Source organism: Chitinophaga barathri, from assembly GCF_003807585.1.
Lineage (GTDB): Bacteria > Bacteroidota > Bacteroidia > Chitinophagales > Chitinophagaceae > Chitinophaga > Chitinophaga barathri.
Map to the genome: position 1 here is coordinate 272,364 of NZ_RMBX01000001.1, position 25,313 is coordinate 297,676.

Annotated in this window: 17 protein-coding genes; 6 read left to right on the plus strand and 11 right to left on the minus strand. The window is 52.4% G+C overall.

Annotated features, from left to right (window positions below; genetic code table 11):
• Positions 1 to 22 precede the first annotated feature (22 nt).
• The gene (locus EG028_RS00995; RefSeq protein WP_120514182.1) at positions 23 to 2,233 is read left to right on the plus strand and encodes an outer membrane beta-barrel family protein; all 2,211 of its coding nucleotides are present in this window, start codon (positions 23 to 25) and stop codon (positions 2,231 to 2,233) included.
• A 54-nt stretch (positions 2,234 to 2,287) separates the two neighbouring features.
• Here the strand turns inward: EG028_RS00995 and EG028_RS01000 are convergent, their stop codons facing one another.
• From EG028_RS01000 to EG028_RS01020, 5 genes are all read right to left on the minus strand, one after another.
• Positions 2,288 to 4,282, minus strand: a complete 1,995-nt coding sequence (locus tag EG028_RS01000; RefSeq protein ID WP_241559033.1) for an FAD-dependent oxidoreductase — start codon at positions 4,280 to 4,282, stop codon at positions 2,288 to 2,290.
• A 12-nt stretch (positions 4,283 to 4,294) separates the two neighbouring features.
• A complete protein-coding gene (locus EG028_RS01005) occupies positions 4,295 to 5,743 on the minus strand; it encodes a RagB/SusD family nutrient uptake outer membrane protein (protein WP_120514183.1) in 1,449 nt (482 codons plus the stop codon).
• A gap of 27 nt (positions 5,744 to 5,770) precedes the next feature.
• Entirely contained in the window at positions 5,771 to 9,028 is a 3,258-nt protein-coding gene (locus EG028_RS01010) for a TonB-dependent receptor (protein ID WP_120514184.1), read from the minus strand.
• Positions 9,029 to 9,292: 264 nt separating this feature from the next.
• A complete protein-coding gene (locus tag EG028_RS01015; RefSeq protein ID WP_120514185.1) occupies positions 9,293 to 10,471 on the minus strand; it encodes a FecR family protein in 1,179 nt (392 codons plus the stop codon).
• 180 nt (positions 10,472 to 10,651) lie between these two features.
• Positions 10,652 to 11,251: an RNA polymerase sigma factor gene (locus EG028_RS01020; RefSeq protein ID WP_120514186.1), complete on the minus strand. Its 600-nt coding sequence runs from the start codon at positions 11,249 to 11,251 to the stop codon at positions 10,652 to 10,654.
• 159 nt (positions 11,252 to 11,410) lie between these two features.
• Between EG028_RS01020 and EG028_RS01025 the strand changes: the two genes are divergently transcribed.
• Positions 11,411 to 12,502: a DUF695 domain-containing protein gene (locus EG028_RS01025; protein WP_120514187.1), complete on the plus strand. Its 1,092-nt coding sequence runs from the start codon at positions 11,411 to 11,413 to the stop codon at positions 12,500 to 12,502.
• A 225-nt stretch (positions 12,503 to 12,727) separates the two neighbouring features.
• The gene (locus tag EG028_RS01030; protein WP_120514188.1) at positions 12,728 to 13,138 is read left to right on the plus strand and encodes a DoxX family protein; all 411 of its coding nucleotides are present in this window, start codon (positions 12,728 to 12,730) and stop codon (positions 13,136 to 13,138) included.
• A gap of 72 nt (positions 13,139 to 13,210) precedes the next feature.
• Here EG028_RS01030 and EG028_RS01035 read toward each other — a convergent pair whose 3' ends face one another.
• Positions 13,211 to 13,774 (minus strand): hypothetical protein, encoded by a 564-nt coding sequence (locus tag EG028_RS01035; RefSeq protein ID WP_123864495.1) that lies wholly within the window; start codon positions 13,772 to 13,774, stop codon positions 13,211 to 13,213.
• Positions 13,775 to 14,044: 270 nt separating this feature from the next.
• Positions 14,045 to 15,040 (minus strand): helix-turn-helix transcriptional regulator, encoded by a 996-nt coding sequence (locus EG028_RS01040; RefSeq protein ID WP_162946181.1) that lies wholly within the window; start codon positions 15,038 to 15,040, stop codon positions 14,045 to 14,047.
• Positions 15,041 to 15,208: 168 nt separating this feature from the next.
• Here EG028_RS01040 and EG028_RS01045 point away from each other — a divergent pair, with 168 nt between their 5' ends.
• The 3 genes from EG028_RS01045 to EG028_RS01050 all read left to right on the plus strand — a co-directional run bounded on the left by EG028_RS01045 (position 15,209) and on the right by EG028_RS01050 (position 18,184).
• Positions 15,209 to 15,982 (plus strand): lysophospholipid acyltransferase family protein, encoded by a 774-nt coding sequence (locus EG028_RS01045; protein ID WP_162946182.1) that lies wholly within the window; start codon positions 15,209 to 15,211, stop codon positions 15,980 to 15,982.
• 3 nt (positions 15,983 to 15,985) lie between these two features.
• Entirely contained in the window at positions 15,986 to 16,156 is a 171-nt protein-coding gene (locus tag EG028_RS27595) for a hypothetical protein (RefSeq protein ID WP_162946183.1), read from the plus strand.
• 300 nt (positions 16,157 to 16,456) lie between these two features.
• Positions 16,457 to 18,184 (plus strand): hybrid sensor histidine kinase/response regulator, encoded by a 1,728-nt coding sequence (locus EG028_RS01050; protein ID WP_120514192.1) that lies wholly within the window; start codon positions 16,457 to 16,459, stop codon positions 18,182 to 18,184.
• 9 nt (positions 18,185 to 18,193) lie between these two features.
• Here EG028_RS01050 and EG028_RS01055 read toward each other — a convergent pair whose 3' ends face one another.
• From EG028_RS01055 to EG028_RS01070, 4 genes are all read right to left on the minus strand, one after another.
• Positions 18,194 to 19,162 (minus strand): terpene synthase family protein, encoded by a 969-nt coding sequence (locus EG028_RS01055; protein WP_120514193.1) that lies wholly within the window; start codon positions 19,160 to 19,162, stop codon positions 18,194 to 18,196.
• A gap of 288 nt (positions 19,163 to 19,450) precedes the next feature.
• Positions 19,451 to 20,182: a hypothetical protein gene (locus tag EG028_RS01060; RefSeq protein WP_123864496.1), complete on the minus strand. Its 732-nt coding sequence runs from the start codon at positions 20,180 to 20,182 to the stop codon at positions 19,451 to 19,453.
• 168 nt (positions 20,183 to 20,350) lie between these two features.
• Positions 20,351 to 22,033, minus strand: coding sequence for a RagB/SusD family nutrient uptake outer membrane protein (locus EG028_RS01065; protein ID WP_120514195.1), 1,683 nt, complete (start codon positions 22,031 to 22,033; stop codon positions 20,351 to 20,353).
• An 11-nt stretch (positions 22,034 to 22,044) separates the two neighbouring features.
• On the minus strand, positions 22,045 to 25,065 hold the full coding sequence (locus EG028_RS01070; RefSeq protein WP_206614326.1) for a SusC/RagA family TonB-linked outer membrane protein: 3,021 nt from the start codon (positions 25,063 to 25,065) through the stop codon (positions 22,045 to 22,047).
• Between the last annotated feature and the right edge of the window lie 248 nt (positions 25,066 to 25,313).

Genomic DNA, 25,313 nt, shown 5'->3' on the forward strand with positions numbered 1-25,313 from the left:
TGCCGGATAAAACACGACCGCTATGCGTACTTTCTTGTTCCTATTGTGTTTCTCCTTCGGCGTTCAGGCACAGCCGAAGGATTCGGTTCCTTCCGTCAGACAGAAAGCCCTGCTTTCCGCCGGGCGGCAGTTGCAGGGGGATTCTATTCCTCCGCCAAAGGTCCGGCAGCTGGAAGGCGTCACTATCACCAGCCAGAAACAGCTGATCGAAAGAAAACCCGGCCAGACCATCATCAACGTGGACGCCCTGTTGTCCAACGCGGGCAGCAACGCGCTGGAAGTGCTGGAACAATCCCCCGGCGTGAAGGTGGACAATGACGTCATCAGCCTGAAAGGCAAACAGGACGTGACCATATACATCGACGGGAAACCCTCTTACCTGCAAGGCACAGAACTGACCAATTACATCAAATCGCTGCCGGCGGCCATCCTGGACAGGATCGAGATCATGCCCAGCCCGCTGGCGGGATACGATGCGGCGGGGAACGGGGGCATCATCAATATCGTCCTTAAAAAAGGGAAAGCCCGGGGCTTCAACGGCACGGTGAACTTCGATAATACGCAGGGCCGATACACCAGGATCGCGCAGAGCGCGAACTTCAACTACCGCGCGGACCGCCTCAACCTGTACGGCAACCTCTACAATTACAAAGGCACCGGTTTCTCGGATTTTACCAGCGAAAGGCATTACGCGGACCGTACCGTGTCCCAGGCCAGTTTCAACAAAATAACGTACGACCAGATACTGGTAAAACTCGGCGCCGATTACATCCTGACCCCCAAAACCACGATGGGCGGATCGGCTACTTACAATTATTTTCACCGTGGCGAAAACGCGCAACCGCAGACACAGCAGACTTACAAAGCATCAGCATCGGACACGGCCATTTCGGCGGACAACCGCGCTTCGCGCAATCATCATAACATATTTGCCAACATCTACCTGCAACACCGCTACGACAGCACAGGCCATGAAATATCCGCCGACCTTGATTATATCTCCTTCCTCCAAAGAAATAGTTTTGATAATTACAGCATCAGCCAGCCCGGCGGTTATGCGGAAAGCCTGTCCGGCGTACAACCTTTCGACATCCACATCTTCACCGTTAAAGCCGACTACAAACTGCCGCTGCGCAACGGCGCCAAACTGGAGGCCGGTTATAAATCCTCTTTTATGAGAACGGAGAACCGCGCCGTTTATACCGGGAACCTGCCGGAGTTCAACATTACGCAGCAGTTCAATTACCGCGAGAACATTCATGCGGCATATGCCAGCTACCAGGGAACGTTCCGCCGGTTCACTTACCAGCTGGGGCTGCGCCTGGAGCATACCGGCGCCAAAGGAAACCAGCCAGCGTCGAAAGACGCGCGGGATACTGCTTTTTCACGCAATTACACCCAGCTCTTCCCTACCCTGTTCGTCACTTACAAACCCGGCAGTACCGGCGAGCACCAGCTATCCCTTGCCCTGGGCAGGCGCATAGACCGGCCCGGGTACACAGACCTCACTCCTTTCGCCGCGCCCCGCGACCGCTTCACCTGGGACCAGGGGAATCCCGCACTGCTGCCGCAGTTCTCCATCAACTCCGAGCTTTCCTACACCTACCGCAATGCTTACACCGCATCCGTTTTTCACAACCGCCTGCGCGACGGGATAGACGCTACCATCGAAGTGCGGGACGACATATTTTACCGCCGCCCGCAGAACATCGGCAACAGAACTGTCACCGGCTTTACGCTGGACGCCACGCTCAAACCCGCCTCCTGGTGGACGGCAAACCCCACCGTGCTGTACACCAGCACCCGCACGGACGCCACGCTGTACAACCTGCCTATCCGCTTCACGGCGGACAACTGGAATTTTAATCTCATACAGCAGTTCAATTTCCTGGAGACCTGGAGCGCGGAGATAAACAGCGGCTACAGCACGCCGCAGGCATACGCACAGTTCACCCAGGCCGCCAGCTGGCATATTCATGCGGGCATCGGCAAAAAGATACTGCGGAGCAACGGCGTGATCAAACTGAATGTAAGAGATATGGCATACACCCGGGTGGACAGGCAGGACTACGACCGGCTGAATGGTGTCACCGGGTTTTCTTCCCGTAAATGGGACACCAGGAATATCACGCTCTTTTTCAGCTACCGCTTCAGCCAGGGCAGCAAAAACACACGCCCTTCGCGGGAGGCAGGCGCAAACGAAGAAAGCCGCCGGCTCCAGCAATCGGAATAAAAAAACCGGGCGGAAATACATCCGCCCGGCTGGTAAAACCATTTTAGCTAACAGTTATTTCCCTACAGGAATAAACAACACAGCATCTGCTACCGTTACGCCATCACCGCCTTCGCTGGTGATCTCCACAAAGGATTTTTTGCCTTTGGGGAATACGTAACTGCCAAGGTCCACCCATTCGCCGGAGGTTTGTCCTTCCACGCGCACGGACTCCGCCGTGTAAGGCACCTTGCTTTCCTTCTGCCCGTTGTACACGCTGATGTGCGTGGTGGATGAAAGGCCGGCCACTTTCGGTACATAGGTGTATACCTTGTAGGTACCGGCTGTGAGCACGTCAGGTGTAAAGCGCAGGGACATGGCCTGGCTGCTTTTGTCAGCCACATAAAAGGTAGGACCGTAAGCGCCTTTTTTCTCCTGCTTCCACTCGCCTTTTTTCACCACATGCGCGGCATCGTCGTTGTCCACGAGGATCTCGGCGGTGCTGTTCGTTGCCAGCGGACGGGCTTTCAGCTGCTGCTGTATTTTGCTGATGTCCACTTTCTGCACGGAAGTTTTGCCGTCTATCGCGGCCACGGCGGCAGTGGCGGAAGATTGCGCCAGTACCATAAACACAGGTTCCATGCGGATGGAGCCGTAAGCAATATGCGTGGCGGACAGGCAAACCGGCACCAGCAGGTTTTCGCAATCCTCCGCTTTCGGGATAATAGAACGGTAGCTGATCGGGTAAGGCCCGAAACCGCCGATCTGCACGTCACCTTCATTTTTCACCATCCCGTTCTGCACAATACGCTGGCAGTTGTGCGAATCCATTGTGTAAGCGGCCATGCCCACACCGTCTTTCACTACTTCCTTGCTTTCACAATTGGCCTGCGTCATCACGTAGGCGCCCACCATGCGACGCGCTTCACGCACATACATCTGGGGGCTCCAGTTGCCAAAGTCCTGGTATTCATCTTTCGGGTAGCCCCATTTCAGCATGGCTTCACGCAGGTGCTGGGGCATACGCGGGTCGTGACCGATGAAATACAACAAGCCCTTGTTATACAGTTCATGTTCTTTGGTGATCTTTTCGCGCGTAGCGTAGTCCGCTTCCGGGTAATTGTAATTCATGCCGATCATGTCCGTGGAAAACGAGCCATTATTATTGATGTCCGTTTTATGATTGGGCATGAGGTCGAATTTGAGGAAATGGCTGAGGCCGCCGGGTTTCGCCTTTTCCACCACGCGGGCCAGCAGCTCATAACGGGCGGGATCATATCCTTCCGGCCGGGTGATGGGTATCATATTGTCCGGCTGGTCCGTGAGGCATATCCTGAAATTGTACGCCTGCACTTTTTTGTCGCCGGCGCCATGCGGTGCCAGCGGCTCTGTGCTGATGCCCCATACCAGGCCGCTTTCCGGCTTGCCCGGTTCTTTGTACGGATCGATGCCGTCGGGGAACTGGTGTTTGTTCAGCAGCTGCACGCCGTTGTAAGTTTCGTTGTACTGTGCATTGGCTTCGCGGCCTACTGTATAGCTCACGCCGGCTTTGGCCATCAGGTCGCCTTCGTAGGAACAATCTATGAACATTTTGGCGCGGATCACGGAATGTTTGGCGGTGCCGCCTGCTGAGGGTTCCAGCTGTATCTCCGTAATACGCCCGCCCGTTTTTTGCGCGCCGGTGAGACGGTGTTGGTACAGCACTTCCACATCTCCTTCGCGGATGTATTCCTGGAAGGTACGTTCGGCTACGCTCGGCTCGAATATCCATTGCTCAAACTTGCCGTAATGTTTGCCGACGCGGCGGTAAAAATCGCGGGAAATGCCGGTGATGGCATATTTGTTCCCGATATCGGTGTAGCCCAGGCCGCCGGAGGTGAGGCCGCCAAGGCGTTTGCCCGGTTCTATCAGCAATACCGTTTTGTTCAGTTTTTTGGCGGTGTAAGCGGCAATTACGCCGGCGGAGGAGCCGCCGTATACGCAAATGTCCACCTCCCGCACAGACTGCGCGGAAAGCCCGGTGGAAACGCCCGCCAGGCAAAGGATTAAAAGGATTCGTAATTTCATCATGCTGGTAAGTTTTTAGTAGCCGGGATTCTGGTCTTTTACCGGGTCTATTGCTTTGTTATAATTGTATTCGATCGTGGGAATGGGCCAGAGCAAATGCTTCGGCAGCACCGTTTTGCCTTTCACCGCCTGTATCACCTGCCCGGCAATGCCGAGGCGCTTCAGGTCCGGCCAGCGTTTGCCTTCGGAGCAGTTCTCGTATGCCCTCTCTTTTACCACCAGGTCAATAAAAGCCTGTTTGCTGTTATGATCCGCCAGCTTAAAATCCACAGCGGGGTCAGCAATGAGCGGATTTTTGCCATAGGCCCTGCGGTGTACCATGTTCAGTTTTTCCATGGCGTCCGCATTGGGCGCGCCGTCCGCCTGTGCCACACATTCCGCGTAAAACATCAGGATATCCGCGTAACGGTACATGGGATAATCGTTTCCGCCGCTGGTGGTCGTGGTTTTGTCGCTGAACTTTCGGTTGATGAGCGTAGTGGCGCCCAGGCCGAAAGTTTGCGAGTACCAGTTAAAAGTATAACGCAGATCGTTTTTATCCCAGTTTTTGATAAAACTATTTTGCTCGGAATCGCTATAGAACGTATAATAACCGCCGGGGGGATAATAACCGGAGCCGGGGTAATGCGCATATATCAGGTACCCGAAGCCTTGCCCCGCCGGCGTCCGGGAATATTTGAGATAGAAGATCTCTTCCGTGGAAGACGTGATGTCCGGCCCGAAGAGCTTGTCAAAATCGGCTGCCACTGTTACATTCACGAGGGAGAACTTATTCGAGCTGATCACTTCCAGCGCCTTGTTTTTGGCGTCCGCGTAACGGTTCAGGTTCATCAGTACATCCGTGAGCACGGTTTTGGCCACGAGTTTGGAAGGTGTGCCGCCCAGGCGGGGCACGTCCGGCAGATTTTGCTCGGCATATTGCAGATCTTCCATGATAAAGGCATACACTTCCGCCTGCGTGCTCCTTTTCAGGTTGATGGAATCCATATTGAACTCTGTACGGATCGGCACGCCGGCCCAGTTCCGCACCAGGTAGAAATACGACAGCCCGCGCAGGAAACGCGCTTCCGCAAGGTAACGCTGTTTTTCCGCGTCGGACAGCTGGTTGCCTTCCGGCGTTTTCTGGATTACGATGTTCGCATTACGGATAGACAGGTAAAAATTGGTCCACATGCCGCCCACACGGGTAATATTGGTATTGTCAAGACCAATGTAATCATTCAAAGGGGCATGGCTGCCGCGGCCGTACATATATTCCGTGTAGATCTCCATCTGGCACTGGTATAGTGCGCCCAGCGCGCCCTCCTGACGTAAAGGCACATATATCGCATTCAGACCGGCCTCCACTTCAGCCGGGGTGTTATAAAAAAGTTCCGCCGCAATGGACTTTGGCTTTTCTTCCAGCATTTTGGTGCAGGAAGCCAGCAGCAGAACGGATAATATGATGAGCAAATACTGTTTCATATGCAATGATTAGTGTAAAGAAATGGATTAGAACCCGCAACGGACGCCGAAGGTCACCGATTTGTTCGTCGGGTACGTGGAATAGTCGATACCCTGACTGATAGAGTTGGCGCCACCATAGGCGTTGATCTCGGGATCGTACCAGGAATATTTGGTGAAGGTGATCAGGTTCTGCCCGCTGGCGTACACCTGCGCGCTTTTGAACCATTTCCAGCCAAAATTGCGCACCGGCAGGTTGTAGGCCAGCTGGATGTTTTTAAAACGCAGGTAACTGCCGTCTTCCACAAAGCGGGTACTCATGTTGCCCGCCAGGTTCCGTGTGATCTTCGGGTATTTGGCATTGGTATTTTCCGGCGTCCAGTGATCTTCGTACACTTCGCGGGGCAGGTTCAGCCCCATGCCCAGATCGAGGCTGGCGGCTTTGTTCAGGTTGAAGATGTCGTTGCCCTGGCTGCCCTGGATAAATACGGTCAACTCAAACCCTTTCCAGGCGGTGATGGAGCTGAGGCCATAAATAAAATCAGGATTGGGATCGCCGATGTAAGTTTTATCCTCCGCACTGATAATCCCGTCTTTGGTGATGTCTTCGTACCGGAGATTGCCGGTTTCGGTATACCCTATTTCTTTGTAACCATAGAAGATGCCCAGTGGCTGGCCTTCACGGAGAAGGTTCACATAGTCGTTCAGTGAGCCGGTATATAAAGTTCTGCCGAAAATGTCCTGCCCGTTATAGAGTTTCAGCACTTTGTTGCGGTTGAATGCAATATTGCCCGCCAGCGTCCAGTTCACATCTCCCTGCAGCACATCCGCTTCAAGGTTCAGCTCAACGCCGGTATTCTGGATCTCGCCCACGTTCTGCACCGTGGTGCGATAGCCCATGGAAGCGGGCAATTGCACATTGTTCAGCAGGTTAGTGGTTTTCTTTTGGTAAAAATCAGCTGTAAAACGCAGCGCGTTGCGGAGAAAAGCAATGTCCATACCGGCATCAAACTGCCGGGTGGTTTCCCAGCGCAGATCCCCGGGCAGCGTGGTGCCCGGTGCAAACGCGATGTACAATGCGTCCCCAAAGATAGTATTGGAAGAGCTGAGCTGGTTCAACGTCTGATAAGGGTTTACCGCCGTGCTGCCCGTACCGCCGTAGCTGGCCCTCAGCTTCAGGTCTGAAATGACTTTGCTCTGTTTCAGGAAGTCCTCGCTGGAAACCCTCCAGGCAAGCGCTGCGGAAGGGAAGTTCCCCCATTTGTTGCTTTCGGAGTAACGGGAAGAACCGTCGCTGCGGAAACTTACGGTAAGCAGGTACTTGTCGTTGTAGTTATAATTCAAACGGCCGAGATAAGACAACAGCACCCATTTGTTGTATCCTGAGCCGGGAATGCCGGGCGTATTTGCGCTACCGAGGTTGCCGGTGCCGGTAATATCACTGAGAAAACCCTGACCGGACCCGCGAAGGGTGTTGAAAGTATAATCCTGGTATGTGAAGCCCGCGGTTACATTCAGGGTATGTTTACCGAACTGTTTGCTGTAAGTGGCCACGTTTTCATTCAGCAGGCTCGTCGTCTGGTCCGTAAACACATTGGCGCTGCCCACGGAATTGACAGAGGGCTCGATGTTGTTGTATTGGTCCACCCGGTCGTTCGAGTTCTCGATACCACCGGAAATCCTGATGCTCAGGTCTTTCCAGGGTTTGATCACTAAGGCCGCATTGGCGAACACGCGGTCGCCCTTGATCAGGTCAGACTGCTCATGCAACGGCACCAGCGGGTTCACGATCACGTTTGAGATGAAAGGATAAGCGGTGTTTAACCTGCGATAGGATCCATTGGGCAGGTAAGGCGTGAGGCTCGGGGGAGACATCAGCATGGCGGAAATGAGATCGTTACCGCGGTTGCCGGGCTCCTGGTTTTTCCGGTTGCTGTTCAGCCGGGTAAGGATCACGTTGTAGTTCACGGTAAATATCTTGCTGATGTCGTGCTCAACATTGGCGCGGATATTATATCGTTTATAGTCGCTGTTGCGCACAATGCCATCCTGCGTAAATGCGGCGCCGGAAATGGAGAACTTCGTTTTCTCCGTCCCCCCGTTCACCGTGGCGCTGGCCGTAAACATCGGGGCGTCGCGCAGCACCAGGCCCTGCCAGTCCGTACCCGGGTTCGCCGACAAACTGTCTATCTGGCCCTGCGTGAAATAAGGGGCCAGGCCGTCGTTCTTCGCCTGTTCGTTGTACAGTGTGGCGTATTGCTGCGCGTTCATGAGCGGCATTTTTTTGGATACACGCTGTGTGGTGTAACCAAATTCCACGTCCACGGAAGTCTGTTCTTTTTTCCGGCCGCTTTTTGTAGTGATCATCACTATACCGTTTGCGCCACGTGAACCGTAGATCGCAGTGGAAGAAGCATCCTTTAATATTTCAATGGATGCGATATCCGAGTTTTGTAAAAAGGTGGGATTACCGGAGACAGGGAAACCATCTATCACGTACAGCGGTTCGTTTCCGCCCAGGATGGAGTTCACCCCCCGGATACGCACGCTCATGGCGCCACCCGGCGAGCCATTGTTCTGCATCACCCGCACGCCCGGCGCGCGGCCGCTGAGGGCCTGCATGATATTGGTGGTCGGATAGGAGGTAATGTCTTTTGATTTGATCTGGGAGAGGGAACCTGTCAGGTCCGATTTACGCGCGGTACCATAACCTATCACCACGATCTCGTCTGTGCTGCTCACGGACTGTGCCAGTACAAAGTTGATGGGGTCTGTGCCGGTCACAGGTGTTTCCTGGCTTTTGTAGCCGATGTAAGACACGACCAGCACGGCGCCCCGTGGCACCTTGAATTTATAAGCTCCATTCACATCCGTAGCAGTACCGGTAGAAGAGTTCTTTACCATCACAGAAGCGCCGGGAAGGCCCTGGCCTTTGTCGTCCGTTACCTTACCCGAGGCCACGATCAGGGTGTCCTGCTGTGCGTCGAATATGATCTTCGTGACAAAGCTCTGTTCCTTCTGTTTGATCACGATGTTTTTACCAACGATGGAATAAGTAAGCGGCTGGTCTTTGAGGCAAAGGTCCAGTGCGAGATCCAGCGGGTAGTTTTTAAAGTTGACGTTGACGCGCGCTGCTTTGTCGATGAGGGAATGGTCAAAGAAGAAGACATAGCCAGTTTGTTTTTCAATATACCGGAATACTTTTTCCAGCGGCGCGTTCCTTTCGGAGATAGTTACGCTCTGGGCGTATCCCCGGGCACTCACCTGCAAACATGCACACAATAAAATAATCAAGGAAAACTTCATAACTAGCAGTGTTTTGGCGATCAGCCGCCATTTAAAATACCGCGTACAATCAGGAATAAATTGCATAATTTTGGTTTGTTAGGGTAAAAGAATCCCGCCCGGCTCAAACAAGCCGGGGTTGCGGAATACCGTGGAATGATTTCATCATGGTTTGCCCTTACGATCTCTGCCGGTTCCGACTGCCATCGGGCCGGTTTTTTTATGGGCCAGTGTTGCTGTTAGTGTTTCTTCATAACTGTTTGTTTTTTCATAACGAATATTGAACTACGGCATTACAATTATTTTCTTTCCTTCGATCCTGTAATGCACTTTACTTAATTCGAGTATTTTCAGCACTTCGGTCACGCTGCTGCTCCTTTCGATCTTACCGCCGAACTGCCTGGGCGCGATCTGTCCCTCGTAGGTGATCTCCGCGTCGTACCACCTGCCTATCTGCCGCATCACGCCCTGGAGGCTTTCGCGGTTAAAATGGAAATAACCGTTTTTCCAGGCCACCACTTCTTCCACATCCACGCCATCCTGCGTCGTGATGCTCCCGGCAGGGCTCAGCTGCGCCTGCTGCCCGGGGGCCAGCTGCACCGCCTGCGTGCCGTGCTGCACCTTCACCGCGCCTTCCAGCAGGGTGGTGCGTATGCCCGGTTCGTCAGGGTAGGCCATTACATTAAAATGCGTGCCCAGCACCTGCACGGCCATTTCGTTCACCTTTACCTTAAACGGCATGGAAGGGTTTTTCGCCACTTCAAAATAAGCTTCGCCGCTCAGCTGCACTTCCCTTTCCTTTCCTTCAAAAGCGTTCGGGAAACGGAGCGATGACGCTGCGTTGAGCCATACCTTGCTGCCATCGGGCAATATGATGCGGAACTGCCCGCCGCGTGGCGTGGCCAGTGTATTGTAACCTATTGCACGACCTTTGCCGGAAACGCCGGAGGCGTTGTAAGCCAGCTGCCCGCTGTCCAGCTTGATCACCTGTACATTGCCCTGGCTGGCGATGGCGCCGTTGCCCGCACTGTCCAGCGTAATGCGGCTGCCATCCGCGAGGGTAAGCACGGCTTTGTTGCCGCCAGGCTGTACCTGGCCGGCGCCCTGCGCCTGGCTGGCCTGCTGCTGCCGGCTGCGTGGTTTGGGCTGGTCCAGGACGACCAGCACGGCCGCTGCCCCGACAAATACAGCGGCGGCGGCATATCTCAGGTACCCGAAACGGGTAGGTGTCTCTTTTACGGGGGTGGGGCGTTTTGCAAGGATGGATTTGCGGACCGCATCCCGGCGCGCGGGATCTGACATGCCGTGAAGCTCCCGGTTTTCCAGCAGCCCGCTGATGGCGGCCTCCCATCGCCGGCGCATGCCCTCGTCCGTGAGGGAATGCAATACCTTCTCGGCCTCTTCCCGGCTTAAATCCTCGCTTAGGAACCTGTCCAGCAATGCATCAAAAGTTTTCTGATCCATAACGTGTATTAAATTAAAGCCCGGGCCTGGGAAGCCTGAACAATGTAAAGACGCGCGACATGCCCCAAGGGAGGTGCCGCTGTTGAAAAAAAATGCGGGAAATAATGAAATCCCTTTCCCTTGGCGGGAAAGCGGGGTAAAATAGATCCGGGGATGAAAGGATACAACCGGGCAAAAAAGTCAGGAATGGAATAAAAACACGGCCCAGACGAGCAGGTGGGCGCCTGAGGGGTGGTTGGCCAGGGCTTTGCGGAGACTGGCGATGGCCTGTACAATGTAACTTTTAATGGTAATACGGGAAACACCCATGGTAACAGCTATTTCCTCGTGCCGCATGCCTTCATACCGGCTCAGCCTGAAAGCCTTCTGCTGCTGAGGCGGCAGCCGCCTGATGGCCTGCTGGATGGTACGATCCAGCTCACGTAGCTCCGCCGCGTCATCCACGCGCTCCGCCCCGTCTTCCCGGAAACAGGAAAGGATGTACTTCCGGTAAGCGTCTTGCGAAGCCAGCTTCCGGAAGCGGGAATAGATCATATTCCTGGCGGAAATGAACAGGAAACCGTCCAGGCTGTCCACCCCGGCCAGTGTGGCGCGTTTTTCCCAGATCATGGCAAACACGTCCTGCGCTACGTCTTCAGCGATGGTGGCGGATTTGGTGAGTAATAAAGCAGTGGAAAACACGGCATCCCAGTGCCGTTCGAAAATAACCTGGAAGGCATACTCGTCTCCGTCCGCAAGCAGGCGCAACAACTCCTTTTCACTATGTGGAATATTCTGCATGAACCGATAGACGGGATAAGACGGTTAAAACGATTTTGGTGATTCCTTGTTGAATTAAAAGTAGTAAAAAAACAGATGACAGGTGCAAATCATTAAAAAAAGACATATCGCATTGGCAGGGATGCAAATATTTGTATTATTGTTTAATAATCCTTTCCTATGAGCTTTATCAGCAGGTTATTCGGCAAAAAGGAAAAAGTGGAGGTCATGACCAATGCCTCTTTCTGGAAATGGTTTGCCCGCCACGATAAGGAATTTTACAAGGTGCTGGACAAAGGAACGGATATAGACAGCCGGTTCATGGATAAAGTGATCCCGCAACTGCACCAGCTCAACGAACATTTTTATTCACTGGCCGGCAAATATGACGAACAAACCGTTGAAATGGTGATATCCGCCGAAGGGGACATCAAGTCCTTCGTGTTCGTGGAAGACCTGGTGGCCGCCGCCCCTCCCCTGCGCGGCTGGAAATTTACCGCGCTGAAACCAGGCCTCGGTTTCTCCGAGATCAAAATCGGCATGAACGGCTATGAGTTCAGCAGCCAGAACATCAGTTTTTACAGCAATGAAAACAACGAGTACCCCGACGAGATAGATATCACTTTTGTACATACGGACTACAACGAAGAAAACAAAAAAGAGATCGGCAACGGCATCATGATCTTCCTCGAAAACGCCCTCGGGGAGCTGGATACCGCCACACTGATAGACAATATACAATTTGGAAGCGGCATCGGGGAAACGCTGATCCCGCTCGAAAAACTGGAAGATTTCCTGCGCTGGCGCGAAAAAGAATTCGTGGAAAAATACAAAGGCACCCGCAGCAATAATGAAAACGACCTTTACTCCGTCGTAGAAGGCCACGACAATTACGACATGCCGCTGATCGCCTGCATCAACTCCGAACTGCTGGAATGGGATGCCAAACCCTCCCATCCCTGGATGCTGGTGGTAGAACATGAATTTCATGCGAACGACAATGGCATGCCTTCCGCGGACATGAACGAGGCCCTGGGCGATTTCGAGGACGGCCTGCTGGACAGCCTGCATGAAAAAGAAGGTCATCTGTACCTGGGCAGAAGCACGGAAGGCGGCTCCCGCTTCATTTTTATAGCCTGCCGCGAATTCCGGGAAATATCCCGGCAAACCGCCGCCTACCTGGATAATTACCCGCTGAATATCGACGTGAATTACCGCATTTACAAGGACAAATACTGGATGACCATGGAAAAATTCATTCCCGCTCCCTGACCCCGCATGAAGATATTTGCAGACATACTCCGCTCCTTTATCGCCTATCTACTGCTCTGCCCGGGCACTTTCCCGGCCCAGAAACAGCACTACACCGGTATCCCCTGGTACAACCCACCATGCTACCTGCGTAATCCACACCCTAACAAAGTCGCATTTCACCCTGTGCAAAGTTAAATATTCCCCTTATTTTTGATGCGTACATAACCTACAAACCATTACAATATGAAGAACAGCATCCTTAACATTCAACCATTCAGTACCGACCTGGCTGCACTCCTGCTGAGAGTTCTCTTTGGCGGCTTATTTATTTATCATGGCTGGGGGAAACTGTCCAACTATGAGGCTATGCTCGGTATGTTCCAGGACATTATCGGCATCGGCATAAAACCCACAGTGATACTCGTGATATTCGCGGAGTTTTTCTGCGGCATCTTTGTATTGCTGGGCTTCTTTACCCGCCTGTCCGTAATCCCCATCTTTATCACCATGCTGGTGGCATTTTTCATAGCTCATGGCAAAGATCCTTTCCAGGTGAAGGAGCTTGCATTTGTTTATCTCGGGCTTTCCATCGTGATATTTATCCTGGGCAGCGGCCGGTATTCACTTGATGCGGCATTCCGTAAAAAAAGTTAGGCATTGATTGCCACAAAATAAAAAGAGCGGTGATTGTCACCGCTCTTTTTTTATGTCTTATAGATACAGTTCTTAGAATCTTGCGCTGATACCCGCTTTGGTCCAGCTGATGTCGTAGCCCAGCTCCGCAAAAACGCTGATGTTTGAGGTGAAATAATAACGGCCGCCTACTACAACACCTACAAAAGGATTCACGGTGTTGTCCTCTACAAAAACGCCGGGAGCGCCGTCTGCTTTGTAGTTTTCGGTACGTACACCTATCAGCGCAGCGCCGTATACATTGTACTTTTCAGTCACCAGTTTTTCCCAGTAATAAGTACCGCGCGCAGCGATCAGCAGCGTGTTGAACTTATCCTTATAACGGTTGTCACCGATATTGTATTTGTACGCCAGGCTGCGGTAACCCACGATGGCGCCTACGCCCAGCAGGCCGGGGCCGATCTCTTTGGGCCAGATGCGCTCGTAAGATACGCTGAGGGCGGGGAAACCGTTGTAGGAGGAATTGAAAGAATAAGTGGAACCGAAACCAATGCCGACGTTGATCACATTATCGTTTACAGAAAGTTTTTGGGAGTAGGCTGTTGAGCACAACAAAAGAAAAAACAGCGTCACTGGATAAATTGCTCTTTGTTTCATGAATGTTTTATTTTGATTTGGGCGCCAAATTATAACATTATTTATTGCCAGAATAATGATTCAGGCTGAGTTGTCATATTTACCGGTTTAACCGGATGGAACCATACATGGTTACGGGTATACAAGCCTACCTGTTTCCAGGTAGATAGCCTGTTTTGATATCTGAAATTACCGTGTGTCCTGTAACGTTATCAAACTATAACGCGGCCGGCTATTGTAAAAAAACACAAATATTCGGGTATTGGGAATGGATCCGCGGTTAATAAAATATCAGCGTAAACTTCCCGGGCTCACACCGAACTTTTTCCTGAATTCATTGCTGAAATACTGGAGGGTGGAATAGCCCGTTTCATAGGCTACTTCCGTAACAGTTTTCCCGCCGCCGCGTATCAGTTCCCGCGCCGTTTCCAGGCGGTACGATTTCAGGTAGCCGAATACGGAAGCACCGAACATCTTTTTGAACCCCTTCTTCAGTTTAAATTCATTCAGCCCCGCCTGCCTTGCCAGCATGCTGAGCGTAGGCGGGTTCTGCAGGTCGCGTAGTAACAGTTCCCGCGCGTCACGCACTTTGTTCATATCCGCCGCGCTGAGCCCTTCCGGGCGCACTTCTCCTTTATTGGCCGCTTCCAGCTGCCCGCATTGTAATGCCAGCAGTTCCAGCATTTTGGATTGCAGGAAAAGGTTCATCAGTCCGCCATGATAACAGCCCTGCTCGATCTCCAGGATGATGGCCAGCATACGCGGCGTAAGCGGCATATTCGGGCTGTGCAGGTAAGGCGTCGGTTTATTTGCCGCGATGCTTTCCGCCAGCTGCCCCATCACCGGGCCGGCGTGCTCCGCCAGCTGCAGGAACCGTTCGCGCTGAAAGCCCAGCAGCAGGATCTCAAGGTCTTGCTGTACTGGTATTTCGGTGCTCATTGCAGTATAGGGGTTCATAAACACGTTGTGCTGGCGCGCGGTGAACGTGCGCGGCCCGCCGCCGGAATAAGGCGTGGTGGTGAGGCAGCCCTGTTTTAGAAAACCCATCCCGGGCAGGGGAGCCTGTTCATTGGTGGTGAGCCGTATATGTTCATATATATTGATGTTAAAAAAGCTGATATGCATGCCGTCAAAAAAATGATCGCGCACGCGCACATCCCAGAAAGGCATGCGCTCGCCCTGCCATTCCTCCCAGGCCCTGGAAGGCTGAAGGCCCTTCTCCCTGTCCGACTCGAATAAAATCTCGTTTGTACCGTACCTGTAGACCCTTTCCATAGTTCTTTTCATTTTACGCAATAAATAATCCCGATCCTGCAACATGCCGCCGCGGTAAATCCGTCTCTTTGTATCCGGAATGCGTTGTACCTGGTTGCAATGCCTGTTCATAAAACGGCATATCCGTTCCGCACCCCTATGCGCGGCAGGATATTCGGTTTACTTTAACATATGTGGCGGATGATCTATCTGATTTTATACAAGGTACTGGGGTACCGTTATGCAGTAGTATTACAAAACCTTTCCCGTTCTTTCCCGGAAAGGTCCTATGAGGAGGTGAACCGCCTGGCGGACGTTTTTTACCGTCATTTCTCCGGCATCTTCCTGGAAATGGCATTGATGCTGCTGGCACCGGCGGGTTTCGTAAAACGGCGGGTACAGGTGAAAAACATTGACCTGCTGAAACATTACCATGCACAACAGCGCAACGTCATGATCATGCTGGGGCATTATGGCAACTGGGAATGCCTGAGTGTGCTGCCTGCCCATGTAGATTTTGACATACACGCCGTATACCAGCCGCTGAGCAATGCGTTTTTTAACAGGGTGATGCGCAGGCTCCGCTCCCGTTTCGGGATGAAGCTGCTGCCGGTGGACAAAGCGGCGCGGCATATGCTCACCGCGCGGAACAAAGCCGGGGCTTATATATTCGTGGCGGATCAATGCCCGGGCAAAGAAGCCCACACCGTCGATTTTCTCCGCCAGCCCACCCCGGTGATCACCGGGGCGGAGCGGCTCGCCAAAACGACGGATGCCGTGGTATTGTACGCCACTGTCAGCAAATCGACACACTCCGCATCCTGGGAAATATCCTTTCAACTCATCTCCGACGCACCCGGCCAGTTACCGCCGTTCGCCATTACGGAACGTTTCTCCCGTTTCCTGGAAGAAGACATCCGGCGGCAGCCGCAATACTGGCTGTGGACGCACCGCAGGTGGAAAAACCGTTCGTAACCAATGACAACTTTCCTCATCATCGCGGGCGCCTTCCTGGCCCTGTTCATGCTGATGCTGGCCGTGCTGGTCACGCTGATGCTGCTGCATATGCACCGCAGTTCCTTACCCACAGAGCTGGCCTGTGTGCCGAAGTATTATGAAGACGGGCATATCTGGGAGGGCACCGCATAGTTCGCCGGCAGGTAAAACATACCGGGTTACATCAAAGCCGCCACAGCATTACTTTCACAGCTTCTTCTTAACAAACAGATTACACACCCTGTACTTCACTTACTGTTGTTTCTGCATTTCACACCAAACAGAACCAACCATTAATACTTATTATTTAGTAACCATGTTTGTTTTGCTGTCTTTGCACACAATATGCCATTCACAATCATTTAACAAAATCAGGTGCGGATTTAATTAACTTAGATTTCACAACGAACATATCCACTGTTTTCCGATTACACCCAAACAAACTCCGTGCATATGGAGCCCCTGCAACGCTTGAAAAACTGGTTTGCATTATTTGTGCAAGCCGTCAGATCTGTCATTCTCGCCGGCACTTTCAACCTGGAAGAAGAAGCCAGGAAAAAGGTACAACTGGTCAACACGCTCTGCTTCATCACCGCCGTACTGGCTATATCCATCGGGTATGTATTTTACCGGGCCACCGGGCTGCGGGAGATATTTATACCGGCCGTGACGGAAGGAGTATTGTTTGCAGGCATCATTGTACTGAACAGGCAAAGGCACTACGGCGCGGCCAGCGTAGGCGTACTGCTGGTGCATTGCGCGGGGGCATTATATTTTTCCATGCTGCTGGGGCAACTGATGAATTTCTCGCTCATCGTCGTGTTCCTTTTCGGGCTGTGTTTCCTGGTATACTCCAAAAAAAGACAACGGGTCCTTGGCCTTGCAGCCACCGCGCTGACGCTTCTTTTCCTGGAGATCAATTTTTATTACCGCTTCGTCCCTCCCATCGAAATATCCTTACAGAATCAATACCTTTTCCGCTGGATCGCCATGCCGTCTTTCCTGCTTTTTGACGCGATGGTGCTGTATTATTACATCCAGGAAAACAAACGTCTGTTTCAGCAGGTGAAAATGGTTGTATTCAAAACTACCCACGAGCTGCGCAACAACCTCACCTCCAATTCCATCCTGCTGGAGCTGCTGAAAAACGATGCAAAGGAAAACCCGGACCTGGAGCGGATCAGGCCGTATATAGATCAGCTGAGCATCATCAATGCCGGTATGAGCAACGTTGTAAGCAATGTGCTGAGCATGGGAGAAATTGAAAGCGGCAAAATGGATACGCTCGAAAACCATACGTTCCACATACGCCCCTTCCTGAACAATATCGTCGGCATACACCGCATTAAAGCACGGCTGAAAGGTGTTACCATCAAACTCTACATAGACAAGGGCATACCGCCCATCATCGTCAGCGACAGCAACCAGCTGAACATCGTGATCACCAACCTGCTGTCCAATGCGGTGAAATACGCCAATGAAAACAGCGAGATCACGCTAAAGATATTAGTGGCCGATGCATTTTTCCGCATCTCCGTGAGCAACCATTGCCCTGAGATTGCGGGGGATAAACTAAAATATCTTTTCGAAAAATTCTTCACCGCCAAAAAGAACAACCAGGTGGAAGGTTCGGGCCTGGGGCTTTACATCGTCAAAAACATCGTGGATAGTTTCAAAGGCACTTACGCTGTAAAAAGCAGCCAGCGCGAAACAACCTTCACCATCAAACTGCCGCTTAAGTCCGGCCACCCGGGCAACCTGCCCGAAGAGCACGACGACTACATCTACCGGATGGACAATGCGCTGGTGCTGTTCGCAGAGGACGATCTCATGAATCACCGCCTGCTGAGCAACCTGCTGCAATCCTTTGGCTGCACGGCTTCCGGCAGCATCAACGGCCGGCAGCTGATAGAAACGCTGGGACAGTGCAACATCCTGCCGGACTGCATCCTGCTGGACGGGCAGATGCCCGAAATGAGCGGGCTGCAAACCCTCCGTTACATCAGGAGCCACACGGTGTATCACGAAATACCCGTCATCATCATCACCGGCAGGACCGAAAACAAAGAAGAACTGCTGGAAGCAGGCGCCTCTGCGATCATTACCAAACCCTTCGACAAAAAGACGCTCTTCAGCGTTATCAGCCGTCATTTGCTGGCCATCAGCGCAGACCAGTATTAACGAATATACCTACGCCGTTTTAGCAGGCTGAAGGTCCAGGCTGGGATGCCCGCCTTTTTTGTAGCGGTCTGTGAGCTGCAGCGTCCAGTGCAGGTATCCGGCTATCATCAGTTCCAGGTTGTCCACATACTCCTCCACCGCTTTATTGTATTCCCCGAAGTTGGGCAGGGAAGCGCTGATACAGACAAACTCCGCCACATCCTTATCGTGCACTTTCAGCATTTCCACATACGCTTCGCTGAGCGAGCTCCCGTTGTGATGTTCCAGCATCAGCACAAGGTTCAGCACATCATGGCCTTTTTCCAGGTGCGCGGAAAAATAATCGTTGCTCCATGACAGGATCCGGCAGGTGAGATAAGCGAGCCTTTCCAGGTAAGGGTGCCTGATCACAGGCCCTGGCAGTACGGTGCCGGTAATGGCTTCCGCGAGGTTCACCATCGGCAGCACGTTCACCGCTTTGGTGCGCACGGCTATGAAAGTATCCATATCCGGGAAGATCATGGGCACGCGGTATTTCGTTTCTTCCTTCAGGCCCTGGAAGTACAATTCGATGCTTTCGCAGAACCGTTCCAGCCATTCCGGCGATGAGATGGCCAGCAGTTCTTCGCGCATGACGGGCAGGGTGGCATAGAGCGGATCATTGCTGGTGAAGCGGCCATGCCGCAGCGCCTGCAATGAAATGTCTTCGATGATCTGCACCTGTTCGGGTGAGGAAAATTCATAACTGTCATCTACCGTGAACGCCCAGATAAAAAAACGGCAGATGGCCTGCAGCTGCTGCATGGAGGCCTTCGGGAAGATACATCCGCCGCAATGGCCCATGCCGGTGTGGAGGTATTTCTTTTTTACTTTTTCCGGCAGGAAATCAAAGTGAACGGATACCCAGGAATGAATGATGTTCTCCATGTCTTCAGCGTGCGGATTGGTGCTGTGAGTAAAGGGGTAGTGTAATGTGTTTGCATTTAACATGTCTCCCATGATTCAAAGTTTAATGGTTAATAATCATAATATATCGAATGGTTATTTCCTTTCAACTTCGCGGTACGCGGGTTGATCATGTCTTAGCTGCATATACAATAGAGGAAGAGGTAAAAGATGGCAGTAGCGAACTGAACCTGTGTCTTTTATAAACCTGTGCTTTGGAATAATGCGGGTGAATAGAACACCGGTTATAAGTTACACCAATCAATTGGTGTAACGTAGGGTCGCTTCGTTAATGTGTACGAAGTACAGGGTGAGAATTGGTAATGGGAATGTCTTTTTTTGTTAATGCTGTTTTTTACCGATGTAGACTGCGATGGTATCCGTGTCTACCCCGGCATGTACGATGGTTTTCTTTTCGGCCAGCACTTTGCCGTCCTGCTCGATCCATATGATCTTACGGCCGGGCATCAGGCGTTTGAGGGGCGTTGCGCCTGTGCTCAGCTCTTCGGTATAACGTGGCGCCAGTACCATTTCCGGCTTGATGAACACCTTGATGCCGGGGATCTGCACGCCCGGGGCGCCTTCTTCTTCCACGCTTACCTTCACGTTCACCAGGGCCGGCGTTACAGGGCTTGCGGCTCCTGCTCCGGTCATTTTCCCGCTGATGTCATCTTCTATATAACCGAGCACGGCGATGATGGAATCGGGCTGTTTGAAGGCAAAAGATGCATTCATAAGGGCGGCGTAATTGTCCAGCTCCTGGTAGAGTTTTTGTTTGTACCGGAGGGAGTTCACGACATTAAATTTCGCATCGGAATAGTTCCAGTCGGAGATCTTTGTGATGAGCTGGTCTATCCGGTCCACCTGTTTGATAACAGGCGCGTAAGCAGCTTCTTTGTCCGCAAGGTCCGCCCAGGTGCGGTGGGCAGCCAGCAATGCGGTGTTCATTTCCTGTAAGGAGTTGCTGAGGGAATCATTGACCTTCCTGGGGTCCTGGGCACGGGGGGCGCTCACGATCAGCATAACGGGAAGGGCAGCCATTACTGCCCGGTGTAGAAAGGGCCTGTGGTTCATGGTATAGAAGGGGTTTTACCTGATAAGTTTACTATTGAATATATGGAATTTAATCCTAATAATCACATTAATAAATGCCCCATACATAAGTATTGATCTGACAAACAAAAAAGCGTGCAACCACAGATGTGGCTGCACGCTCAGTTATGAAAAAGTAATCAATCCGTATTAGTAACCCTGGTTTTGTACCAGGTAGCCGGGGATCACCGATGCGCCGTCAATAGTGGTTTGCGGTATCGGGAAGATCCTTTTGTTTTTGTCTGTGTTTGTTTTTTCCGTCCAGGTGCCTTCGTATTTACCGAAGCGGATCATATCCGTACGGCGCTGGCATTCCCAGTAGAACTCGAAGCCTCTTTCACGCAGCAGCAGGTCCAGGTCGATGGTGGTGAGCGCAGGAGCGGGTGTGGAAGCCGTCCTGGAAGCTCTTACGGTGTTCACATCCGTCAGTGCGGATGCCATCGCATCTCCCCTTCTGAGTTTGGCCTCAGCACGCATCAGGTATACATCCGCCAGGCGCAGGATCACGATGTCGTGTTCGCCGAAGTTACGGCCGCTTACAGAGGTTTTGCTGAATTCGTATTTCGATACCCTGAAGCCGGTGTTGTAATTGCTGCCGGCAACGGTGAAGTCGCACTGCTCGGTGAAATTCACCGCCATGGTGGGCCTGTTGCGGGTGTCGTAAAACAGCGGGCCTACTTTCATTTTACCGTCGTCGCATTTGAGGAATACGCCGCCTTTGCGGATGAGGCCGTATTGCTGGCCGCGAAGGATGCCGCGGTTGATGTTAAAGGCGGCGGCGGCAACGCAGGTATCGTTGGGATTGGTATAAACGCCCAGGTTCTGTTTGTAAAAGCGGGGATCCGCGGCGGCGGGGTCTACCGGTGCATAGGCATTCACCCAGCTGCGGTAAAAATCCGGTGTGATACCGGGACCGTCCGTACCGTTCGCGCCGGTATAAGCCGGGATGGGGAACTGGTCCCCGGAAAGGGAAAAGTAAGCCATACGGTTGTGACCGTTCAGGTCGGCACGCTGGTCCACGGCAAAGATCAGCTCTTTGTTCGTATGGTTCGCATCGTCGAACAGGGCGAAGTAGCTGGGTGACAAAGTATAGGCATTGCTGCCAATGATCTTGTCGCAGTACTCCACCACTTTGTCCATATCCGCTTTCTGGAAAGTGAATGCGGTGGCGTAGCGGTCGCGGTACACGGCTGCATTGAGGTGCAGGCGGGCGAGCAAACCCCATACGCCGGCTTTGGTAAGCCTGCCGGGGCCGGTAGTGTTATCCAGCACAGGCTCCGCCGCTTCCAGTTCCGTCCGGATATAAGTCATAGCCTCTTCGCCTCTCAGCACTTCGGAGGTAGCGGTGGGGTCTTCTTTTTTGAATACCACGCCGAACATGTCCAGCGTAAGCATACAATAATACGCCCTCGTGGCCCTTGCTTCCGCGAGGAACACCCTTGCGTTGGGATCTGTATTGGTAGGCAGCGCCACCACGGCAGACAGCGCGCGGGAGATCCCCTGGAAGATATGATTCCAGGTGCTGCGGATATTCGGGTCTGTACTGGTGGTTTCGTGCCTGTGCAGGGACATATAGATACCGTTATCCCCCCAGTCTGTACCGCCGCGGTATGGCAGAATGGCTTCGTCGGTAGATATTTCCTGTAAAGCGAAATAGTTGGTATGCAGGAAGATGTCCGGCAGTTTTGCATATACCGGTGCAATCAGGCCCTCTGCTATCTGTTTATCCGTGGAGCCGGTGGAAGACGTTTCATCCAGCACATTTTCTTCCAGTTTCGTGCAACCTGCAAATACTGAGAAACCCAGCAGCAGTGCTATTATTTTCTTATTCATGATCCGGGATATTAGAATGAAACATTTAAGTTAAAGATGATGGACTTTGCTTTCGGGTAACTCAGCCAGTCTACGCCGTAAGAGTTAACCCCTTCCACCGTACGGTCTGTATTCACTTCCGGATCGTAACCATTGTATTTGGTGATCACAAAAAGGTTTTGACCGGTAACGGAAAGGCGCAGCATGGAAGCGTATTTGCTGATGCCGAGCGCCCTGGTGTTGAAGTTATATCCGAGGGTCACGTTGTTCAGGCGGAGATATGCACCGTCTTTCAGGTAACGGGTACTTACCGGCGCGGCATTATTCACCGATTCTTCCGCGTACTTGATCGCTTCCGGCGTAGTATTCACGCTTTTGGAAAGTCTCAGCTTATAGAAGTTAGCGTTCGCCGTATTGTCATATATCTTGTTGCCGCCCACGCCATTAAAATTTGCCAGGAGGTCGAAGCCCTTATAAGCTACGCTTGCGTGGAAACTGTACATCACCGTAGGTAATGCGGTGCCAGCCGCAATGCGGTCTTTATCGCTAATGGTGCCATCGCCGTCTGTATCGCGGTAAGTGCTCAGGCCGTCTTTGTCGAAACCTGTCCATTCTCTCAGGTAAAAGGTCCCCAGCGATTCACCGTTCACGTAGCCGTTGATGGTTGCGGAGGTGAGGCCGGAGCCGGAAGCAGAGCCTGTCGTGATCACCGAATACGGGGAGTTCTTCAGCTCATTCTTTAATAAAGTGATATTGCCGCCTACATTAAAATTCAGGTTGCGGCCTGATTTGTAGTTATACTCCAGGTCCGCCTCAAGGCCGCGGTTGATCACCTTCGCATCCTTCACGTTTGTCCATACTTCATTTGAAGGCTGTATGGGATCCGCAACATTCACTTTCACGAGCATATTGCCGGTCGTTTTGCTGAATGCGTCGATAGAGCCGGTGAGCGCGCCGCCCATGAAACCGAAGTCTATACCAACGTTGGTCTGGTTCGACGTTTCCCACTGGATATCAGGATTGGCGAGGCGGACGAAAGCCGTACCGCCGGGATAAGGCCCGGTCGGGTATAACGGGTAGCTGGACCCTGCCGATAAAGTAGTATTATACAATGCCTGGGTGATCTTGGAAGGGATCTCCTGGTTGCCGGTAATACCCCAGCCTGCGCGAAGCTTCAGGTTACTGAACGGCGAGCCCTTCATCCATTTTTCTTCACTCACTCTCCAGCCCGCGGAGAATGAAGGGAAATAACCGTATTTGTTATTCTCACCAAATTTGGTAGAGCCGTCCGCGCGGAAATTCACCGTCAGCAGGTAGCGGTCGTCGTACGCATAGTTGAGCCTGCCAAAGAAACTCTGCAACTCGTTCTCCAGGGCAAAACCGCCGGGCCTGTTGGCCGCCAGCGTCAGTTCCTGTCCCAGGCCGGGGTTGTAGATAGGATCTATTGGCGTGATGGGAAATTTGTTGATGCTGGTATTGCGTCCCTGCTGGAAAAATTTCTGGTAAGAATAACCCGCCAGCGCTGAAAAAGTATGGGCGCCTTTGTCAAAGTTATAGGTCAGGTAGTTTTCAATAAGGGTGTTGCGGTTATAGGTGTTCCATGTTTCCAGGCGGCCGTCGCGGAGAGGCACGGCATTGGGCCTGCTCACGATGTCGCGGGTGGAGGTGGAATTGTCTATGCCAAAATTCAGTTTGTACACCAGCCCTTTGATGATGCGCAGGGAAGGACTGATATTGCCCGTTACACGGTTGATGGTAGTGATATCGTCTTCCAGCTCCAGCGTTACCAGCGGGTTGCTGAGGTTCTGGTATTTGGCGGGATTCCCGTTTGCGTCGTATGCCGGATAAGTCGGGTTGTTGGCAATTGCATCGCCGATCATGCCGCCGATGGGCGGGCGTTCATTTTTCGTGTTGGCCACACCCAGGTTGGCTTCGATGATCAATGCATCGTCCCAGAACTTTTGCGTGGCGTTAAAACGGCCGGAATAACGGTTCATATCATTATTCTTGAGGATGCCCTGCTGCTTTTGCATACCGAAGGATGCATAATAGGTCAGTTTATCGGCGCCGCCGCTCAGGTTCAGGTTGTAGTTCTGTGTAACGGCCGTCCTGGTGATCTCTTTCTGCCAGTCGGTATCGCCGCCCTGGTCATCCAGGATGCCGCCTACATTCACCACCTGTTTGCGGAACTCCGAAGCGGAGTACACCGGCAATGCGCGGGCAATGGTAGAGAAACCTATACCAGCGGAAAACCCAAGAGTGGAAGCCCCGGCCTTGCCCTTACGGGTGGTGATGAGGATTACGCCATTCGCACCGCGGGCTCCGTAGATGGCCGTGGCGGAGGCATCTTTTAATACGTCAATGGATTCAATGTCCTGCGGGTTCAGGAAGTTCAGCGGGTCACCGCCGCCGGTGCTGGAGTTGTCCAGGGGCAGACCATCCACCACAAACAGGGGAGTGTTACTGGTACGCACGCCGCCCGGACCGCGCACGGTAATGCCGAGCATACCGCCCGGCTCGCCGCTGGCCGAGGTTACGTTCACACCGGCCATCTTGCCCTGCAGCAATTCCTGGGGAGCGTTTATAATACCCTTATTAAATTCGGCGCTTTTGAGGGTTTTCGTGGCGCCTGTCACATCTTTGCGGCTTTGGGTGCCATAACCTACTACCACCACCTGGTTCAGGTCCGTGGAAAGGGTCTGCATCATTACATCTACTGTGGTTTTGCCTGCGATAGGCACTTCCTGGGTTACATAACCCACATAACTTACCATCAGTGCCGTTGCATTGTCCGGCACGTTGATCGTAAAGGCCCCATTGTCGTCGGAGCTGGTGGTCTGCGAGGCGCCTTTCACACCGATAGTTGCGCCGGACAGCGGTTTGCCGCTGGCAGCGTCTTTAATGGTTCCTTTTACGGTTTGCCTGAAGGAAACTTCATTTCCGGGAGGCGTTATCCTTGCATGCGCGCTGGCTGGCAGGATACTGCATTGACCACACACCAGCAATGCGAAAAACGATTGCATCATGCGGTAAGGAAAGTAGACTTTGTTCATGGAAAGCGATTGAGATTTGATTACTAATACGGGGACGAAAGAAACACTCTTATATTAACGGAATGTTACGTGGAAAATATCATGGCCATAACGTTGAATCTAGCGCCCAGACTGACTTTGAACGGTTGATGGCGTAATATAAATGATTCCTGACAAATGACTGTTGAAATCTACGAAAACGATGTAGTTACAGTCCCGCGCGGATATTAAAATTATCCAGCGTAATTGTTGACGATAAAAAATAATAA

Coding starts and splice junctions, on each gene's coding strand:
- EG028_RS00995 (WP_120514182.1), top strand. CDS start 23: ATGCGTACTTTCTTGTTCCTATTGTGTTTCTCCTTCGGCGTTCAGGCA.
- EG028_RS01000 (WP_241559033.1), bottom strand. CDS start 4,282: ATGATGAAATTACGAATCCTTTTAATCCTTTGCCTGGCGGGCGTTTCC.
- EG028_RS01005 (WP_120514183.1), bottom strand. CDS start 5,743: ATGAAACAGTATTTGCTCATCATATTATCCGTTCTGCTGCTGGCTTCC.
- EG028_RS01010 (WP_120514184.1), bottom strand. CDS start 9,028: ATGAAGTTTTCCTTGATTATTTTATTGTGTGCATGTTTGCAGGTGAGT.
- EG028_RS01015 (WP_120514185.1), bottom strand. CDS start 10,471: ATGGATCAGAAAACTTTTGATGCATTGCTGGACAGGTTCCTAAGCGAG.
- EG028_RS01020 (WP_120514186.1), bottom strand. CDS start 11,251: ATGCAGAATATTCCACATAGTGAAAAGGAGTTGTTGCGCCTGCTTGCG.
- EG028_RS01025 (WP_120514187.1), top strand. CDS start 11,411: ATGAGCTTTATCAGCAGGTTATTCGGCAAAAAGGAAAAAGTGGAGGTC.
- EG028_RS01030 (WP_120514188.1), top strand. CDS start 12,728: ATGAAGAACAGCATCCTTAACATTCAACCATTCAGTACCGACCTGGCT.
- EG028_RS01035 (WP_123864495.1), bottom strand. CDS start 13,774: ATGAAACAAAGAGCAATTTATCCAGTGACGCTGTTTTTTCTTTTGTTG.
- EG028_RS01040 (WP_162946181.1), bottom strand. CDS start 15,040: ATGAAAAGAACTATGGAAAGGGTCTACAGGTACGGTACAAACGAGATT.
- EG028_RS01045 (WP_162946182.1), top strand. CDS start 15,209: ATGATCTATCTGATTTTATACAAGGTACTGGGGTACCGTTATGCAGTA.
- EG028_RS27595 (WP_162946183.1), top strand. CDS start 15,986: ATGACAACTTTCCTCATCATCGCGGGCGCCTTCCTGGCCCTGTTCATG.
- EG028_RS01050 (WP_120514192.1), top strand. CDS start 16,457: ATGGAGCCCCTGCAACGCTTGAAAAACTGGTTTGCATTATTTGTGCAA.
- EG028_RS01055 (WP_120514193.1), bottom strand. CDS start 19,162: ATGGGAGACATGTTAAATGCAAACACATTACACTACCCCTTTACTCAC.
- EG028_RS01060 (WP_123864496.1), bottom strand. CDS start 20,182: ATGAACCACAGGCCCTTTCTACACCGGGCAGTAATGGCTGCCCTTCCC.
- EG028_RS01065 (WP_120514195.1), bottom strand. CDS start 22,033: ATGAATAAGAAAATAATAGCACTGCTGCTGGGTTTCTCAGTATTTGCA.
- EG028_RS01070 (WP_206614326.1), bottom strand. CDS start 25,065: ATGAACAAAGTCTACTTTCCTTACCGCATGATGCAATCGTTTTTCGCA.